We start from the raw sequence: 15,940 nt of genomic DNA on the forward strand, positions 1-15,940 counted from the left end.
CCCGTGAACAGAAGCCTGGGGGCTGTGGCATTGCTGGCCGTGCTGACCGCGTGCTCGACGCCTGCCCCGCCACCCGCACCCGCCACCCCGAAACTGCGCGACCTCGCCACGGTCGACGCCTGCACGTTGCTCGTCGAGTCGGACTTCGCGAAACCCTTCACGAAGGCACCGGAGCAGCTCAACGAGCCGTTGAGCTGCCGTTGGACCATCGACGCCCAGTCCGTCTGGATGAGCGTCGAGAACGAGACCCTGGAGCAGGCGAAGATCCGCGTGAACGACGGATCCGAGCTCACGGTCGAGGGGCGCAAGGGGTGGTGGGGCGTCACGTCCGAGAGCTACGCGACGCCGCCGACGAGCACGGGCGTCGTTCTCACCGAACTGGCGCCGGACCGCGTGCTGGTGATGACCGCGCAACGAACCCCGCCCAACTACGACATCGGCATGGTCGCCCGCACCCGGTCCGTCGCGGCAATGCAAAGGTTGTTCTCATGATCCGACTGCTTCCGGTGTTGCTCCTCGCCCTGACCGCGTGCTCGGCCACCGACGGCAAGCCGGCGTTCGCCGACGTGGACCCGTGTTCGCTGCTGCAGTCCGGTGACGCGGGCGGACTCAGCGGGACGCCGGCCAGGTCCGGCAAGGCGTGCGACTTCGACTTCGACTCGCTGACCGTGAAGCTGACGCTGGCGGAAGCGGCGTTCGCCGACGAGTCGCAGAAGCTGCTGTCCGACGGGGGCTACGGCGGTGTGATCGCCGGTGGCGAGGGTGAGAGCAACAACCGCCCGCTGACCCGCAGGTGTTCGGAGGCGTCCGGCGAGGTGACGTGCGAAGCCGTCCTGGAGGTGCGGGAACGGCAGCTCGTCCGGCTCGAGGTGGCGCAGCGCGGCACCGATCCCAACGCCGTCGGGCAGGTCGTCCAGGGCCTCGCGGCCAAGGCCTTCGAACGGCTTCCGAAGTGAGCGCCCTCACACCGGCGTCCGTCACGTCCTGACGCGCTGTCTCGTCCCTCTGTCATGAAGGTATTCGTGATCGGTGCGACGGGTGTGCTCGGACGGGAAGCGGTCCCCCAGCTGAGGGCGGCCGGACACGAGGTCGGGGTGCTGGACCGGCACACGACCTCGCTGTTCGACGTGGACCAGCTCACGGCCGCGTTCACGGGCTACGACGCCGTCCTGAACCTCGCCACCCGCATCCCGCTCAGCGCCAAGGCCGTGCTCGCCAGCGCGTGGGCGGAGAACAACCGCCTCCGCACCGAGGGCAGCGCCGCCGTGGCGGAGGCCGCGACCAGGGCCGGGGTCGGACGGGTCGTGCAGGAGGGCATCTCGTTCGTCTACGCCGACGGCGGTGACCGGGAGCTCGACGAGAGCGCACCGCTCCGGCCCGTCGGGCACATCGCGAGCTCGGTCACGGCGCAGCAGAACGTCCTGAAGCACCCCGGCGGCGTGTTCCTGCGCATCGGGATGCTGATCGGGGGCGACGCCCAGTCGCCGCCGGTGCTGGTCGGCGACGGCTGGATGTCGGTCGTGCACCCCGCCGACGCCGCCGCGGCAGCGATCGCCGCGCTCGACGCGCCACCCGGGATCTACAACGTCGGCACGCCGGTGCTCAAGCGGGACACGGGAATCACGCGCCTGCCGAAGTTCCTGGGCGGGCTCGCCGCGTCGTTCGAGGTCTTCGGGCGTTCGCAGCGAGTGGTGAGCACGAAGCTCACCGAGGCCACGGGCTGGAAACCCCAGCACTAACCCATGTGCGGATACCGGTGATCCGTCGGCGGCACCAGCGTCTCCTTGATGGCACGCGGGCTCGTCCACCTCTGCAGGTTGTAGATCGAGCCCGCCTTGTCGTTGGTGCCCGACCCGCGCGACCCGCCGAACGGCTGCTGCCCGACGACGGCACCGGTCGGCTTGTCGTTGACGTAGAAGTTGCCCGCCGCGAACCGCAGAGCACGATGTGCCTGCTCGACGGCCGCCCGGTCGCGGGCGAACACGGCACCGGTCAGCGCGTACGGCGTGGAGGTGTCGATGGTCTCCATGATCTTCGGGTAGTCCGCGTCCTCGTAGACGTGCACGGCGAGGATCGGGCCGAAGTACTCGGTCGTGAAGATGTCGTGGCGCGGGTCGGTGCCCAGCAGCACCGTCGGCTCGACGAAGTAGCCCACCGAGTCGTCGCACGAGCCGCCGGCGAGCACCTCGACCGAAGTGGACGCGGACGCCATCAGCAGCGCTTCCTCGTGCTTGGTGAACGCGCGGTGGTCGATGACCGCGCCGCCGAACACCGACAGGTCCGTGACATCGCCGTAGGACAACGACTTCGTGACGTCGAGCAGGTGGTCGCGCACTCCGCCCTCCCACAAGGACCGCGGGACGTACGACCGTGACGCCGCCGAACACTTCTGGCCCTGGTACTCGAAAGCACCGCGCACCAGCCCGGTGACGAGCGCGTGGGGGTCGGCGGAAGCGTGTGCCAGCACGAAGTCCTTGCCGCCGGTCTCGCCGACGACGCGCGGGTAGGCGCGGTAGTGGTCGAGGTTGGCGGCCATGGTCTGCCACAGCGCCTTGAACGTGCGGGTGGAGCCGGTGAAGTGCAGGCCGGCGAAGAACCTGTCCCGCAACGCGACCTGGCCCAGGGCCTGGCCGTCACCGGTCACGAGGTTGATCACGCCCGGCGGCAGGCCCGCCTCCTCCAGCAGCCGCATGGTGAAGTGCGCGGCCAGCTGCTGCGTCGGCGACGGCTTCCACAGCACCGTGTTGCCCATCAGCGCGGGCGCCAGCGGCAGGTTGCCCGCGATGGCGGTGAAGTTGAACGGCGTGATCGCCACGACGAACCCGTCGAGCGGCCGGTGGTCCATCCGGTTCCACACACCCGGCGACGAGATCGGCTGCTCCTCGAGGATCCGGCGGCCGAAGTGGACGTTGTAGCGCAGGAAGTCGATCAGCTCGCACGCCGCGTCGATCTCGGCCTGCTGCACGGACTTCGACTGGCCGAGGATCGTGGCGGCGTTGAGCGTGTCGCGCCACGGCCCGGCAAGCAGGTCGGCGGCCCGCAACAGCACGGCGGCGCGTTCGTCGAACGGGAGCTCCTGCCAGCCCGGTGCGGCGTGCTGGGCGGCGCGCATGGCGTCCGCGACGTCGGAGTTCGTGGCCTGCGCCGTCACACCTAGGACGTGCCTGTGGTCGTGGGGCTGGACGACGTCGATGCGGTCGCCACCGCCCATGCGCTGCTCACCGCTGATGGTCATCGTCAGCTCGTGCGACGTGCCTTCGAGCTCGGCGATGCGTGCCTGCAGGCTGGCCCGTTCGGCGCTACCGGGTGCGTAGGTCCGCACGGGCTCGTTGACCGGTTCGGGTGCAGACGTGACTGCGTCCATTCCCCCATCGTGGCACGCGGTAGTAGGGTCCGTCGGGTGGCGCGGGTGACTGGCATCGGCGGGGTTTTCCTGCGTTCAAGGGATCCTGTGCGCCTGGCGGCCTGGTACCGCGACAACCTGGGCGTGCCGATGAGCGAGAAGGGCACCGTCACCTTCCACTGGCTCGACACGGCGACGAACGAGTTCCCCGGCACGACGACCATGGCGTTGTTCGCGCAGGACACGGAGTACATCGGCGAACCCCACCAGCGCACCATGCTGAACCTGCGCGTGGACGACCTGGTGTCGTTGATGGCCAAGCTGAAGGCGCGCGGTGTCGAGGTGCTGCCCGACACCGAGGATTCGGAGTTCGGCCTGTTCGGGTGGTGTGTCGACCCCGAGGGCAACCGGATCGAGCTGTGGGAGCCCGCGGAGGGAATGTGATGCTGGACGAAGCCGTGCGCGCGTTGCGCGACTGGCAGCACGACGACGAGCCGTTCCAGCTCCACCCGGGAGATGTGGGCTGGTACTGGCGTTTCGGGGCCGAGGCGACGGCCGCGGCGGTCCGGACGTGGCGGCGCGACGGGCGGATCGTCGCCGTGGGACTGCTCGACGGCGAGGACCTGCTGCGGTTCACGATCGCGCCGGACGCCCGTGCCGACGAAGCCCTGGCTACGCGGCTGGCCGACGACATCGGCGATCCCGAACGCGGTGTCCTTCCCGCCGGGACCGTCTACGTGGAATCCCCTCGGGGCACGCGGTTCCAGGAGTTGATGTTCGAACGCGGCTGGAAGTCCGACGTGCCGTGGACGCCGTTGCGCCGTGAACTTGCCGCCCCCGTGCCTGATCCGGGCGTGCGGGTCGAGGTGATCGGGCCTGATCGGGCCGACGTGCACGCGAGCGTGATCAGGGCGTCGTTCGAGAAGTCCACGTTCACCGAGGAACGCTGGCACGCGATGGCGTCCGGCTCACCGCACGCCGACGCCCGTTGCCTGGTCGCGTTCGACTCCCAGGACAACGCCGCGGCGGCGATCACGGTGTGGTCGGCCGGTGCCGGCAAGCCCGGGTTGATCGAACCGATGGGCGTGCACCACGACCATCGGGGCAAGGGTCTCGGCAAGGCGATCACGCTCGCCGGCGCGGCCGCGTTGCGCGAACTCGGCTCGTCGAGCGCGATCGTGTGCACGCCGTCGTCGAACGTCGGTGCGGTCGCGACCTATCGGGCAGCCGGGTTCACCGCGCTGCCCGAGGTGTTCGACCAGCGTCGTTAGAGCAGTTCCAGTACGAACGGCAGCTCCTGCGCCGCGTACCAGGCCAGTTCGTGGTCCTCGGCGCTGCCCAGCGCGAACTCCGCGTCCGGGTCGCCGAGGTCCGCGGCGTCGATGACGTCCGCGGCCGCGCGCACGTCCTGCTCGGCCTCCGCGGTGTCGAGGTGCACGGCGGCGACGTCCTTGATGGTGAACGAACCCCCGACCTTCACCACCGAGAAGTCGAGGTCCGGGCGCAGCGTGACGTCGTCCATGTCCACCGCGAGCACCGCACGCCGCGGTTCGGCCTTCTCGTCGGCCGCCAGCAGCCGCAGGGAGGCGCGGGCGGCGTCGAGCATCGCCGCGTACTCCAGTTCCTCCGTGTCGCCCGCCGCGTAGGACTCCCGCAGCGCCGGCGTCAGCGCGAACGCCGTGCCGGTCACCGGAGCCAGTTCGCCGCTGTCGACGAACGTGCGCAGCATCGGCACCGTGGCCGGGATGTAGACCCTCATGCGCTCGCCGTCCCCATCAGTTCCTCCACCGACTCCTCGACCATGGTCGCGAGAACGTCCACATCGGACATGGCGTCGCGGTCGCCGTTCAAACCGAAGTACACACCGCCGTCGTACGACGTCACCCCGATGGCCAGCGCCTGGTTCTTGGCGAGCGGCACGACCGGGAAGATCTCGGTCATTCTCGCGCCCGCCGCGTACAGCGGCACCTGCGGGCCCGGAACGTTGGTGACGATGACGTTGAACAGCCGGCGGCTGAACGAGCTCGCGGCCCGTGCCCCGAGCGCGTGCAGCGTCGGCGGGGCGAAGCCGGAGACCTTCACCAGCGCGTCGGCGGCGACGGACTGACCGGACTCCTGGTGCGCGCGCATCGCGTGGCTCACGTGGTGCAGGCGGACTACCGGGTTCGGCTCGCCGACCGGGAGGTCGACCAGGTAGGCGCTGACGTTGTTGCCCGAGTCCGGGTCGGCCTCCCGCACGGACAACGGGGCCATCGCGCGGATCGTGGTGCTGCCGGTGACGTTCTCGCCGCGGCTGAGCAGCCAGTTGCGCAGGGCCCCGCTCAGCGCCGCGAGCACCACGTCGTTGACCGTGCCGCCGTGCTGCTTGCGGATGGCGCGCAGGTCGTCGAGCTGGGCCCTGGCGACGGCGAACCGGCGCTGAGGCGAGGTGATGCGGACGTTCAGCGGGCTGCCGGGCGCGGGTGTCGCGGCGGTGCGGACGGCGCTCGCGAGCACGCCGAACGCGTTGAAGACCTTCTCGACCGTGTTGACGGTGTCGAGGGCGGCGCTGCGGACGTTCTCCACGAGCTCACCGGGGCTGTGCACGATGTCGGTGACCGCGTCGGCCACGAGCTGCAACGAGCTGGGCTCCGGCTGCGGCATCCAGAGGTTCTCGACGTTCGTGCGCGGCGTCGGCGAGACGTCCAGCATGACCTGGCCGATCTCCAGCGACGCGATGCCGTCGATCATGGCCTGGTGGGTCTTGGTGATGACCGCGGTCCGGTTCTCCTCGAGGCCCTCGACCAGGTAGATCTCCCACAGCGGGCGGGAGTGGTCGAGCGGGCGCGACATCAGGCGCGCGATGAGGTCGTGCAGCTGCGTCTCGTTGCCCGGCTTGGGGAGCGCGGACCGGCGCACGTGGTACGTGACGTCGAAGTCCGGGTCGTCGACCCACACGGGCCGTGCGATGCGTCCGGGGACGTGCACGACCTTCTGCCGGTAGCGCGGCACGAGGCTGAGGCGTTGCTCGATGAGGTCGACGAGCTTGTCGTAGTCGAAGCCGGCCTTGGGCCGTCGGAACACCGCCACGCCGCCGACGTGCATCGGCGTCGTGGAGTCCTCCAGGTACAGGAACGAGGCGTCCAGCGCTGACAGTCGGTCCGGCATGCACCCCAGCCTAGTGGTGCGACTCAGAACATTGGCGGCGAATCCGCGCTCAGCGGGGCGCCTCGCGGCACCGCCCCCACACCCCCGTACAACCAGTACGAGAACGTGGGCGCGGCACCACGAGACACCCGTCTGACCACGAATACACCGGCAACGTTCTGAGCCACACCACTAGTGGCGTTCGCGGTCCATCAGCTTCTGAAGTGCGGCGCGTTCGCGCGGATCGCGGTCGTGCCTGGCGAGCCTGATGCGCGCGGCCTCGGGGATCGCGTTCTTCGCCTCGGGGTCCACGTTGGCCATGAACGACCTCAGGAACCGCCAGCGCGTGAGCTTCATGACCGGCGCGAGGTGCGCGACGGCGAGCGACACCCAACTGAGCGCGACGTCGAGCCTGCGGTCGCCTTTGCCCGCGCTCGCCCAGTCGAGGACCACTGGCCCTTCCGGGCCGAGCACGACGTTGCCGGGGTGCAGGTCGAGGTGCAGCAGGTTTCCCTCGCCGGACAGGAAGCCGGGCGCCGGGATGAGGTCGAGGCGGTGGTGCAGGTCCGCGAGCTCCTCGCCGAGGCTGCCCGCGAGCCACGGCTTGCGGCCGATCTCCTCGGACATCCGCGGGCCGGGCACGTACTGCATGACGAGCTCGTCCTCGGTGGCCTCGTACACGCGCGGGACGGGGATGCCGTGGCCGCTCAGGTACAACATCATCTCAGCCTCGCGCCGCAGGTCACGGCCGGTGCGCGTGCGTTTGACGAGCAGGCCGTCGGACCGGATGAACACATCCGAGTCCTGCCCGCTCGCGAGATGTTGACGTTGCGCGACGCTGCGCATACCTGCCGTCATGTGACGATCATCATCGATATGATCCGAAACACAAGGGCCGAACGGCTCTAGTGCAGCTCTTCACCCGTTTGAGCCCCGCGTGCCTCCCTCTGGCACTCTCTTCCGGTGGAGATCTCGCCCAAGGACCGCTTCGTCACCGTCTACGGCCGCAAGCCAGTGCTGGAAGCGCTGGACGACCAGACGCTCACGGTCGACAAGGTGGTGCTCGCCGACACGGCTCGAGGCGCGGCCGCGCACGAGATCCTCGACGCCGCCCGTAGCCGTGGCGTCCAGGTGCAGAGGGCGACCGCGCAACGCGTGAAGGTGCTGGCCGGCAACGGAAAGCAGGACCAGGGCGTGCTCGCCGACGTGGTGGCGCCCCGCATGAAGCCGCTGGCGCTGGCCCTGGAAGAGGGCGGGCTGAACTCCGTCCTGGTGCTGGACGGCATCACGACGCCCGCGAACGTGGGCATGATCCTGCGCACCGCGACCGCCGCGGGCATCGACGGCATCGTCGTCCCCCGCCGGGGCGTCGCCTCGATCGACCCGCTCGTGGTGAAGGCCTCCGCCGGAGTGGCTTTCCGCGCGCCCGTGTTGCGCTGCGGCACCTCGGCGGAGGCCTCGGCTTTGTTGCGCGCGTCCGGCTATTCGCTGTTCGCGCTCGATTCCCACGCCACCGACACGATTTATTCCGCCACATTCCCGTCGCGCGTGGCATTCGTGCTGGGCAGCGAAACTTCCGGAATCACCGACGACGTGCGTCCACACGTCACGTCACGGCTGTCGATTCCGATGGCGGCAGGCGTGGAATCCCTCAACGTGGCATCAGCGGCAGCCGTGCTCTGCTTCGAACTGGTGCGCCGGGCCCAGTGATCAGATCCAGCCGGTGATCAGATCCAGCCGGCGATCAGGTCCGGCGAGTGATCAGATCCAGTCGACGTGGTACCCGTTGACCCGCGGGTACCCGAGCAGCGACGAGCAGGCGGCCACCGACGCCTCGCCCCTGACCCGGCCGATCGTCCCGTAGGAGTCCCAGACCCCGAGCCCGTTCGTGCAGTGCGCGACGGCCCGGAACCGCCCGGGACGCCCCTCGTCGCAGAAGACCTCGACGGTCCGCCCGTCCCGCAGGTAGTCCTCGAAACAACCGCGTTCCTGAGCCTGCGCGGGTGATGCAATTGCCGTGGCTGCAATGGCGACCGCAACACAAGCGACAATTCTTCGCATTTTCTCCCCTATGCAATCGGCTACTGACCAAAAAGACGCTAGTACGTGGCCGAAAAAGGGGCAATGACGCTCCGGGGTGAACCCTCAATCGCGGAGCGCGATCGCTAGCAGGATTTCCAACTCCTCGAGGGTGGACCGTGTCGACCGATGGTGGACACCGACCATCCCCGCCTCGGCGGCACCCCGGACGTTGACCGCGAGGTCGTCGACGAACACGCACTCCGCCGGTTCGAGACCCAGCTCGGTGGCCGTCAGCAGGTAGATGTCGACGTCCGGCTTGGCGAGCCCGACCTCACCGGAGACGATCGTGACGTCCAGGAGTGCGGTGAGCACGGCCGGCGGCTGCCACCACCCGTCCGCATTGGACAGCAGCGCCGTCTTGAGACCGTGCCGCTTCGCCTTGCGCAGCACGGTGAGCAACGGCGGCTCGGCGGGGTTGTCCTCGCCGGGATCGGTCAGCACACCGCCGTAGTCGAGCACCAGGGCTTTCAGCATGGTGGGACCGTAACGCCACTTTCGGGTGTTCGACGTCCTGATCCACCCGCTGGCGCGCCTGCTCAAGCATGCCCCCAGTTGTTCGCCGCCTGCCCGCCTACGAGCCGCCCGTGGGTTCCTCGGGTTTCGTGATTCCCCTGCCCCGGTCCCGGCCTGTCTGGGTTCCGGTGCCGGAGCCGCCCTCGCCTGCCCTGGATGCCGCTCGGCTCGTCGGGGTGGTGCTGGAGGTGCTGGACGGGCGGCGTGCCGTCCGGTTGTTGCGGGAGGTCGCGGTGCCCGGTCTGGCTGCCCGGTTGTCCGGGATGGTCCGGGCTTCGAGCACCCGGATGGTCCGGGCGCCCCGGGTTTGTCATCCGGCTCGGTTCGTCGCCGAGATCTCGGTGACCGTTCGGCGGTCTGGGCGGGTTCTGGCTGTGGCTGCTCGGGCTGAGCATCGAGGTGGGAGGTGGTGGTTCACGTCGTTCACGGTGGTGCGGTGAGGGTTGTGCGGGTCGGCTTGCGTTGGTCTGTCGCGTTCCAGCGGAGTGGGTGGGCCGCTTAGGTCGCGTCACCTTGCTGGGGTGGTTGCGCAGGTCCAGACGAGCCGGTGCCGGTCATCGCCGCTGCGCGACGATAGCGATTGGGGCTTGACCTCGAGCCTCTAGCTGGATGCCAGATCGGACTTGAAAGATGGGTCCAGGAGCCCATCCGATCCCTTCAACGATTGCATCCAGCCCCTCAAGGTCAAGCCCCAATCGCCGGGCTGGTCACGTCACCACCGCTACCCGGCGCACCCAGGTAGGCACGCCTCGGCTTCGCCATTGCCGTTGGCTGACCTGACCTGGCCCACAACCTTCTCCACTCCCGCCGATCCCTGCGAACCCGCGCTCTCGGTGTCTCCTGGCTCCCCAACGCCGCGTGGGCCGCGCTCCCGAAGGAACGCGGCCCACGCGGTGGTGGTGCGGTGAAGGACTAGCGGTTCTTGTTGCGGTTGTTCTTCGCCGCCTGGCGGGCCGCCTCACGGCGCTCCTTGCGGGTGCCGCCCTGCTGGCCTGCCGCGCCGTCCGGCTCGCCGTGCTCCTCGACGCCGCCGTCCTCGGCCGGGCCGCTGTAGCTCAGGTTCTGCTGGCCCGGACCGCCGAGGCCCTTGCCGCGCAGGGCGGGCGGGATGGCGTTGCCGCTGGCCAGCTGGGCCATGGCCGGGCCGGAGGGAGCCTCGGGCTGGCGCTGGGCCTCGGCCTGCGCGGCTGCCGCCGCGCGGGCGCGTGCCCGTGCGCCGGTGCCTCCGCCGTTGCCCGAGACCTGCGGGAGGGCCTGCGGGGCCGCGCCCAGGGTCACCGGGACCTCGGGCTGGGCGGGCTCCGGCTCCGCTGCTTCGACCTGGAGGTTGAAGAGGAAGCCGACGGTCTCCTCGCGCAACGCGTCGAGCATCGCGTTGAACATCTCGAAGCCCTCGCGCTGGTACTCGATGAGGGGGTCGCGCTGCGCCATCGCGCGCAGGCCGATGCCCTCCTTCAAGTAGTCCATCTCGTAGAGGTGCTCGCGCCACTTGCGGTCCAGGACGGACAGCAGGACGCGGCGCTCCAGTTCGCGGATCGCGCCTTCGCCGACTCGGCTGTCGATGTCGGCCTCGCGGGCGCGGTAGGCGTCCATCGCGTCCTTCACGAGGAGGTCGCGCAGGTACTCGCGCGTGACGTCCTCATCGGACTCGAGGATCTCCTTCGGGTCCTGCGAGACCGGGTAGAGCGTCTTGAGGGCGGTCCAGAGCTTCTCGAAGTCCCAGTCCTCGGCGTAGCCGTCGGCGGTGGCGCCGTTGACGTACTCCTCGACGACGCTCTCGATCATGTGCTCGACCTGCTCGCGGAGGTCTTCGCCGGCGAGCACGCGGTGGCGCTCGGCGTAGATGACCGTGCGCTGGCGGTTCATGACCTCGTCGTACTTGAGGACGTTCTTGCGGATCTCGAAGTTCTGCTGCTCGACCTGGGTCTGCGCGCTGCGGATCGCGCGGGTGACCATCTTGTGCTCGATCGGCACGTCGTCCGGCACGTTCAGGCGCGTCATGACCATCTCGACCATGGACGCGTTGAAGCGGCGCATCAGTTCGTCCTGCAGGGACAGGTAGAAGCGCGACTCACCGGGGTCGCCCTGACGGCCGGTGCGGCCGCGGAGCTGGTTGTCGATGCGGCGCGACTCGTGGCGCTCGGTGCCGAGCACGTAGAGGCCACCGGCCTCGCGGACCTCGTCGGCCTCGGCCTTGCCCTGGGTCGTCAGTTCCTCGACGACCTTCGCCCACTCGTTCTCGTACTCCTCCGGCGTCGTCACCGGGTCGAGGCCGCGGTCACGCAGCTCGTGGTCGGCGATGATGTCCGGGTTGCCGCCCAGCACGATGTCCGTACCGCGGCCGGCCATGTTCGTCGCGACGGTGACGGCGCCCTTGCGGCCCGCCTTCGCGATGATCAGCGCCTCGCGGTCGTGGTGCTTCGCGTTCAGCACCTCGTGCGGGATTCCCCTGCGCACCAGCAGCTTCGAGAGGTACTCGGAGCGCTCGACGCTCGTCGTGCCGATCAGGACCGGCTGGCCGTTCTCGTGCTTCTCGGCGATGTCGTCGGCGACCGCGTCGAACTTCGCCTCCTCGCTCTTGTAGACGAGGTCCGGCTGGTCCTTGCGCTGCGGCGGGCGGTTCGTCGGGATCGAGACGACACCCAGCTTGTAGGTCTGGTGGAACTCGGCCGCCTCGGTCTCGGCGGTACCGGTCATGCCGCCGAGCTTCTCGTACAGGCGGAAGTAGTTCTGCAGCGTGATCGTGGCGAGGGTCTGGTTCTCCGCCTTGATCTCGACGTTCTCCTTGGCCTCGATGGCCTGGTGCATGCCCTCGTTGTACCGGCGACCGGAGAGCACACGACCCGTGAACTCGTCGACGATCATGACTTCACCGTTGCGGAGGATGTAGTCCTTGTCGCGGTTGTAGAGCTCCTTCGCCTTGAGGGCGTTGTTCAGGTAGCCCACCAACGGCGTGTTGGCCGCTTCGTACAGGTTGTCGATGCCGAGCTGGTCCTCGATGTACTCGACACCGAGCTCGGTGACGGCGACCGTGCGCTTCTTCTCGTCGTACTGGTAGTGGTACGACTTCGACTTCTCCTCGATGACCTCGATGCGGTCCTTCTGGGAGAGCTGGGTGACGTCGATGCCGCGCATCCGCGGGACCAGGCGCGCGAACTCCGTGTACCAGCGAGCCGACTGCTCTGCCGGGCCGGAGATGATCAGCGGCGTGCGGGCCTCGTCGATGAGGATCGAGTCGACCTCGTCGACGATCGCGAAGTAGTGGCCGCGCTGCACGCACTCGTCCAGGCTCCACGCCATGTTGTCGCGCAGGTAGTCGAAGCCGAACTCGTTGTTCGTGCCGTAGGTGACGTCCGAGTTGTACGAGACGCGACGCTGCTCGGGCGTCATCTCGGAGAGGATCGCGCCGACGGTGAGGCCGAGGAAGCGGTGGACACGGCCCATCCAGTCCGCGTCGCGCTTGGCCAGGTAGTCGTTCGTGGTGATGACGTGGACGCCCTTGCCGGCGATGGCGTTGAGGTAGACGGGCATGACCGAGGTCAGCGTCTTGCCCTCACCGGTGCGCATCTCGGAGATCTGACCGAGGTGAAGTGCCGCTCCGCCCATGAGCTGAACGTCGTAGGGGCGCTGGCCGAGGGTGCGCTTCGCGGCCTCACGGGCCACGGCGAACGCCTCCGGCAGCAGCTCGTCCAGCGACTCGCCCTCGGCGTGGCGCTTCTTGAACTCCTCGGTCTTGCCCCGCAACTCGGCGTCGGAGAGGTCCACCACCTCGTCTTCCAGGTGGTTGATGTGCTGTGCGATGTTGCGGAGGCGCTTGAGCATCTTGCCCTCGCCGGAGCGGAGCAGTCGGGACAGCACCATCTGGATAGACCTCATCACCTGTATCGCGGCGCGCCCACGTCGGACGCCTTTCCCCTGCCCATCGTAGGCAAGTCGCCAAGATGTGTGCACGGACACAGGCGGATTGGCACGCCCGACCTGGTATGCGCAGGTCAGGTGCGGTTTCTGCGATCTTCCCAGACCACCTGTCGCCGTTGCCCCCACCTCGGCTACTGATGTGGAGAACGCAGGAGGGCCGCGCAAAGGTTCCTGGTCCGGCCGATTTCACCTTCACGGTGAACGCGACGGCGTCAGATTGGGGCCGACCGGGGGTAGACGCGCGCCGCCGCCCCGCACACGAGGGGTGCGGGGCGGCGGCGGTCGAAGGAACGAGGGTCGAGCGGGGTCAGGCGAGCCTGATCACGCCGTAGTCGAATCCCTTCCGGCGGTAGACGACACTCGGGCGTCCGCACTCGGTGTCGGCGAAGAGGTAGAAGTCGTGTCCGACCAGTTCCATCTCGTAGAGGGCCTGGTCGACGGTCATCGGTTTGGCGGCGTGCTCCTTCTCGCGTACGACGCGTCCGGGCAACTTGTCTTCGAGGCCGTCGTCCCAACGCTGCGTGGGCACTTCCGCCATGCCCTCGTAGTCGGCCTCGGGTGCGTCGAGCACCGCGGTCTTGGCGCGGCGCGACGTCATGCTTTCGCCTGCGGACGGGGCAACCAGTCCGCTTGTCGCTTCGGCCACCGAGATCGGGGCCCGCGCCCCGTGGTGGACGCGCCTGCGGTCGTGTGACCGACGCAGACGGTTCTCGAGCTTCGCGACCGCAGCATCTAGCGCGGCGTAGAAGTCACCCGCGCAGGCTTCGGAACGGACCACAGGTCCACGTCCCTTGCCGGTGATTTCGACCCGCTGGCAGTTCTTCGACTGGCGGCGGTTCGGCTCGTGGAAAAGTTCCACGTCGAAGCGGATGACCTTGCGGTCGTAGCGCTCAAGCCGGGCCAGCTTTTCGGCGACGTGAACCCTGTAGTGATCGGGCACCTCGACGTTGCGGCCCTTAACGACGATGTCCATACACGACCTCCCTCGCTTTGCTGCGAGCTATGGCTGGACTGCATTTAAAACGCCGTGGCGATCTTGGATCGCAGATGTGTCGCAGAGGGTCGTCTCCCTCAGCTCTCACGGCGCCAGGATCATGGGCTGTTCGCCTCCTCCCCGCGGGCCGGGAACGCTGATAGCGGTGCACGTTAGCTTGGGATTCACCGTCGCGTAAGCCCCCTTGCCGGGGGAACGACGAGATTTTTCGGTGACTACGCAGCGCGACGACTCCGCGTTGTCAGTCGTTTCCCGAGCGTGCGCCGAACCAAACGCGGCAACGCTTCGCTCACCCGAACGGCGCACGCCCGCACCTGCACTCGACGGCAGCCTCGCTGCGTCGAACGGGTCCAGTCGCGGCCTCATACCCAGCCAACGGGCGACCCGCGCGTCATGTTCCCGAAACCGGGAAGAGATCGATTCCGAACCACTCGGTGGACGCCCGGCGCACTTCTTCCCGCCGGACCGAGCGGCGCGGATGCCCGATCACAGCCCTGTCACGCCCGGCTGAACGGCGGATTTAGCCCATTGCCGGACAAGGCAGTCGATCACCGACACTGCGGGACGTAGTGCCTATTCAATGAATAACCGCTGGTCAGCTCCATACGTGAATAGTCGTTAACTTCTCGGGTGTGCAGTGGGCACTCGGGCGGGCCACCCCAGGGGGTGATCGTCAGGCGTCCGGGACCGTTGATCGACGGCCCCGCATGCGGACGCCTCAGTTCTGAAACGTCCGCTCAACAGACGTTGGGACAAACGGGTCGAAACGAGTTACAGGATCTTGGAAGACCGTCACAGAACTCGTGCCGGGCAGGGCATTTCCGCCGCGCGAGGACGCCCCGGAGATCGACAACGTCACCTGAACTTCACCCTTGTGGGCGGTGCCGAAAGACCCCGCCGGGCCCCTTCCGGACCCGTTGCCGGATCCGGCCCGAATTTTCTGTCGGACCTCGCCGCCATCCTGTTCCCATGACACCTTTCGACCTGCTCGTGCCGGCCGTCTGCTCGGGCTGCGGCCGCTCCGGCACCGAGTGCTGCGCCCGGTGCCTCGACGCGTTCGGCCCGCCCACCCGACTCCAGGTCCCCGGTGTGGGGCCGCCTGTGTGGACGCTGGCCGCCTATCACGGCGCCGCGAGGGAGTTGGTGCTCGGCTTCAAGGAACGCGGCGCACGAGCCCTCGCAGCCTGGTTCGGCGCACTGGTCGCGGCAGCGCTGGTGACGGTCGGCCCTCCACCTTGGACGCTCGTCCCCGCACCGTCACGCCGCAGTGCCGCTCGGGACCGCGGCGGTGATCACATGCTGCGGATCGCGCGGGAGGCGGACATCGCCACCGTCGCGCCCGTGCTCGGCCTCGCGCCCGGCGTGGCCGATTCGGTGGGCCTGGGCGCCGGGGCGCGGAGGCGGAACCTGGAGGGGCGGGTGCTGGTCCGTGGTCCGTCGCCGCCGGGGACCACCGTGCTGCTGGACGACGTGGTCACCACCGGGGCCACGGCGTCGGCCTGCGTGCGTGCTCTGCGGCAGGCCGGGGTGCGGACGAACGCGGTGCTGGTGCTGACGTCGGCCCGGCCGCACCGGCCGGGGCAGTGAGCGGACGCGCGGGTTCGGGGCGCCTCAGCGGCGGCGGTACGGGGGGAGGTCCGTGCTCGGTGCGGGTGCGGCTCGGCAGGCGCGGGCGGGAACTCGTGTCGACGGGCGTTTACCAGCGCTCGACGCGATCACGTCGCCCCAGAAGGTGCGGACCGACCCCGTTGTCCCGAAACCCACGTGCTCGGCGTCAGGCCGGACGCAACCGTGCAGCCCCCCAGCCGGATGGGCGGCCACACCCGAACTCACGTCCGTCCAACCCACGTCTGCCCGGCTCGCGTCTGCCCGGCTCGCGTCTGCCCGGCTCGCGTCTGCCCGGCTCGCGTCTGCCCGGCTCGCGTCTGCCCGGCTCGCGTCTGCCCGGCTCGCGTCTGCCCCGG

The 15,940-nt window shown here is 69.0% G+C and carries 16 protein-coding genes; 8 read left to right on the forward strand and 8 right to left on the reverse strand.

Translation table 11 applies throughout. The features are described from left to right. The first annotated feature begins 3 nt into the window (after positions 1 to 3). From PV646_RS05840 to PV646_RS05850, 3 genes are read left to right on the forward strand one after another with little or no spacing between them, the layout of a single operon-like run. Positions 4 to 492, forward strand: a complete 489-nt coding sequence (locus PV646_RS05840; RefSeq protein WP_500340436.1) for a hypothetical protein — start codon at positions 4 to 6, stop codon at positions 490 to 492. Then, positions 489 to 956 carry a hypothetical protein gene (locus tag PV646_RS05845; protein ID WP_500340437.1) on the forward strand — a complete coding sequence of 156 codons (468 nt, stop codon included), beginning with the start codon at positions 489 to 491 and terminating at the stop codon, positions 954 to 956. The genes PV646_RS05840 and PV646_RS05845 overlap by 4 nt, the downstream gene beginning before the upstream one ends. A 54-nt stretch (positions 957 to 1,010) precedes the next feature. Then, entirely contained in the window at positions 1,011 to 1,739 is a 729-nt protein-coding gene (locus PV646_RS05850; protein ID WP_500340438.1) for an NAD-dependent epimerase/dehydratase family protein, read from the forward strand. Here the strand turns inward: PV646_RS05850 and pruA are convergent. Continuing rightward, positions 1,736 to 3,364: an L-glutamate gamma-semialdehyde dehydrogenase gene (gene pruA / locus PV646_RS05855; RefSeq protein ID WP_500340439.1), complete on the reverse strand. Its 1,629-nt coding sequence runs from the start codon at positions 3,362 to 3,364 to the stop codon at positions 1,736 to 1,738. The genes PV646_RS05850 and pruA overlap by 4 nt on opposite strands. A gap of 36 nt (positions 3,365 to 3,400) precedes the next feature. On the opposite strand from pruA, the gene PV646_RS05860 reads away from it, so the two are divergent. Continuing rightward, positions 3,401 to 3,787 (forward strand): VOC family protein, encoded by a 387-nt coding sequence (locus tag PV646_RS05860; protein ID WP_189154265.1) that lies wholly within the window; start codon positions 3,401 to 3,403, stop codon positions 3,785 to 3,787. Further along, on the forward strand, positions 3,787 to 4,614 hold the full coding sequence (locus tag PV646_RS05865) for a GNAT family N-acetyltransferase (protein WP_500340440.1): 828 nt from the start codon (positions 3,787 to 3,789) through the stop codon (positions 4,612 to 4,614). The genes PV646_RS05860 and PV646_RS05865 overlap by 1 nt, the downstream gene beginning before the upstream one ends. On the opposite strand, the gene PV646_RS05870 is transcribed toward PV646_RS05865, so the two are convergent. From PV646_RS05870 to PV646_RS05880, 3 genes are all read right to left on the reverse strand, one after another. Then, positions 4,611 to 5,102 carry a DUF6912 family protein gene (locus tag PV646_RS05870; RefSeq protein WP_500340441.1) on the reverse strand — a complete coding sequence of 164 codons (492 nt, stop codon included), beginning with the start codon at positions 5,100 to 5,102 and terminating at the stop codon, positions 4,611 to 4,613. The genes PV646_RS05865 and PV646_RS05870 overlap by 4 nt on opposite strands. Then, the gene (locus PV646_RS05875; protein WP_500340442.1) at positions 5,099 to 6,490 is read right to left on the reverse strand and encodes a WS/DGAT/MGAT family O-acyltransferase; all 1,392 of its coding nucleotides are present in this window, start codon (positions 6,488 to 6,490) and stop codon (positions 5,099 to 5,101) included. The genes PV646_RS05870 and PV646_RS05875 overlap by 4 nt, the downstream gene beginning before the upstream one ends. Positions 6,491 to 6,661: 171 nt before the next feature. Then, on the reverse strand, positions 6,662 to 7,327 hold the full coding sequence (locus PV646_RS05880; protein ID WP_500340443.1) for a phosphotransferase: 666 nt from the start codon (positions 7,325 to 7,327) through the stop codon (positions 6,662 to 6,664). A gap of 105 nt (positions 7,328 to 7,432) precedes the next feature. Here PV646_RS05880 and PV646_RS05885 point away from each other — a divergent pair, with 105 nt between their 5' ends. Beyond that, on the forward strand, positions 7,433 to 8,179 hold the full coding sequence (locus tag PV646_RS05885) for a TrmH family RNA methyltransferase (RefSeq protein ID WP_500340445.1): 747 nt from the start codon (positions 7,433 to 7,435) through the stop codon (positions 8,177 to 8,179). A 51-nt stretch (positions 8,180 to 8,230) separates the two neighbouring features. Here the strand turns inward: PV646_RS05885 and PV646_RS05890 are convergent, their stop codons facing one another. Next, complete coding sequence (locus PV646_RS05890; protein ID WP_500340446.1) at positions 8,231 to 8,530, reverse strand: hypothetical protein; 300 nt, start codon at positions 8,528 to 8,530, stop codon at positions 8,231 to 8,233. 84 nt (positions 8,531 to 8,614) lie between these two features. After that, the gene (locus tag PV646_RS05895) at positions 8,615 to 9,025 is read right to left on the reverse strand and encodes an HAD-IA family hydrolase (protein WP_500340447.1); all 411 of its coding nucleotides are present in this window, start codon (positions 9,023 to 9,025) and stop codon (positions 8,615 to 8,617) included. Positions 9,026 to 9,093: 68 nt separating this feature from the next. Between PV646_RS05895 and PV646_RS05900 the strand changes: the two genes are divergently transcribed. After that, positions 9,094 to 9,504 (forward strand): Rv3235 family protein, encoded by a 411-nt coding sequence (locus PV646_RS05900; RefSeq protein ID WP_500340448.1) that lies wholly within the window; start codon positions 9,094 to 9,096, stop codon positions 9,502 to 9,504. A gap of 472 nt (positions 9,505 to 9,976) precedes the next feature. Here the strand turns inward: PV646_RS05900 and secA are convergent, their stop codons facing one another. Further along, positions 9,977 to 12,925, reverse strand: a complete 2,949-nt coding sequence (gene secA, locus PV646_RS05905; RefSeq protein ID WP_500340449.1) for a preprotein translocase subunit SecA — start codon at positions 12,923 to 12,925, stop codon at positions 9,977 to 9,979. Positions 12,926 to 13,289: 364 nt separating this feature from the next. Further along, entirely contained in the window at positions 13,290 to 13,955 is a 666-nt protein-coding gene (hpf, locus tag PV646_RS05910; RefSeq protein ID WP_500340450.1) for a ribosome hibernation-promoting factor, HPF/YfiA family, read from the reverse strand. 990 nt (positions 13,956 to 14,945) lie between these two features. Here hpf and PV646_RS05915 point away from each other — a divergent pair. Then, positions 14,946 to 15,563 carry a ComF family protein gene (locus tag PV646_RS05915; protein WP_500340451.1) on the forward strand — a complete coding sequence of 206 codons (618 nt, stop codon included), beginning with the start codon at positions 14,946 to 14,948 and terminating at the stop codon, positions 15,561 to 15,563. Positions 15,564 to 15,940 lie beyond the last annotated feature (377 nt).

It is taken from the genome of Streptomyces sp. ID05-26A, assembly GCF_033794685.1.
Classification (GTDB): Bacteria; Actinomycetota; Actinomycetes; order Mycobacteriales; family Pseudonocardiaceae; genus Lentzea.

Bases quoted from the DNA above. Each gene is read 5' to 3' on its own strand.
- PV646_RS05845 (WP_500340437.1), top strand. From the start codon at position 489: ATGATCCGACTGCTTCCGGTGTTGCTCCTCGCCCTGACCGCGTGCTCG.
- PV646_RS05850 (WP_500340438.1), top strand. From the start codon at position 1,011: ATGAAGGTATTCGTGATCGGTGCGACGGGTGTGCTCGGACGGGAAGCG.
- pruA (WP_500340439.1), bottom strand. From the start codon at position 3,364: ATGGACGCAGTCACGTCTGCACCCGAACCGGTCAACGAGCCCGTGCGG.
- PV646_RS05865 (WP_500340440.1), top strand. From the start codon at position 3,787: ATGCTGGACGAAGCCGTGCGCGCGTTGCGCGACTGGCAGCACGACGAC.
- PV646_RS05870 (WP_500340441.1), bottom strand. From the start codon at position 5,102: ATGAGGGTCTACATCCCGGCCACGGTGCCGATGCTGCGCACGTTCGTC.
- PV646_RS05875 (WP_500340442.1), bottom strand. From the start codon at position 6,490: ATGCCGGACCGACTGTCAGCGCTGGACGCCTCGTTCCTGTACCTGGAG.
- PV646_RS05880 (WP_500340443.1), bottom strand. From the start codon at position 7,327: ATGACGGCAGGTATGCGCAGCGTCGCGCAACGTCAACATCTCGCGAGC.
- PV646_RS05890 (WP_500340446.1), bottom strand. From the start codon at position 8,530: ATGCGAAGAATTGTCGCTTGTGTTGCGGTCGCCATTGCAGCCACGGCA.
- PV646_RS05895 (WP_500340447.1), bottom strand. From the start codon at position 9,025: ATGCTGAAAGCCCTGGTGCTCGACTACGGCGGTGTGCTGACCGATCCC.
- PV646_RS05900 (WP_500340448.1), top strand. From the start codon at position 9,094: ATGCCCCCAGTTGTTCGCCGCCTGCCCGCCTACGAGCCGCCCGTGGGT.
- secA (WP_500340449.1), bottom strand. From the start codon at position 12,925: ATGGTGCTGTCCCGACTGCTCCGCTCCGGCGAGGGCAAGATGCTCAAG.
- hpf (WP_500340450.1), bottom strand. From the start codon at position 13,955: ATGGACATCGTCGTTAAGGGCCGCAACGTCGAGGTGCCCGATCACTAC.
- PV646_RS05915 (WP_500340451.1), top strand. From the start codon at position 14,946: ATGACACCTTTCGACCTGCTCGTGCCGGCCGTCTGCTCGGGCTGCGGC.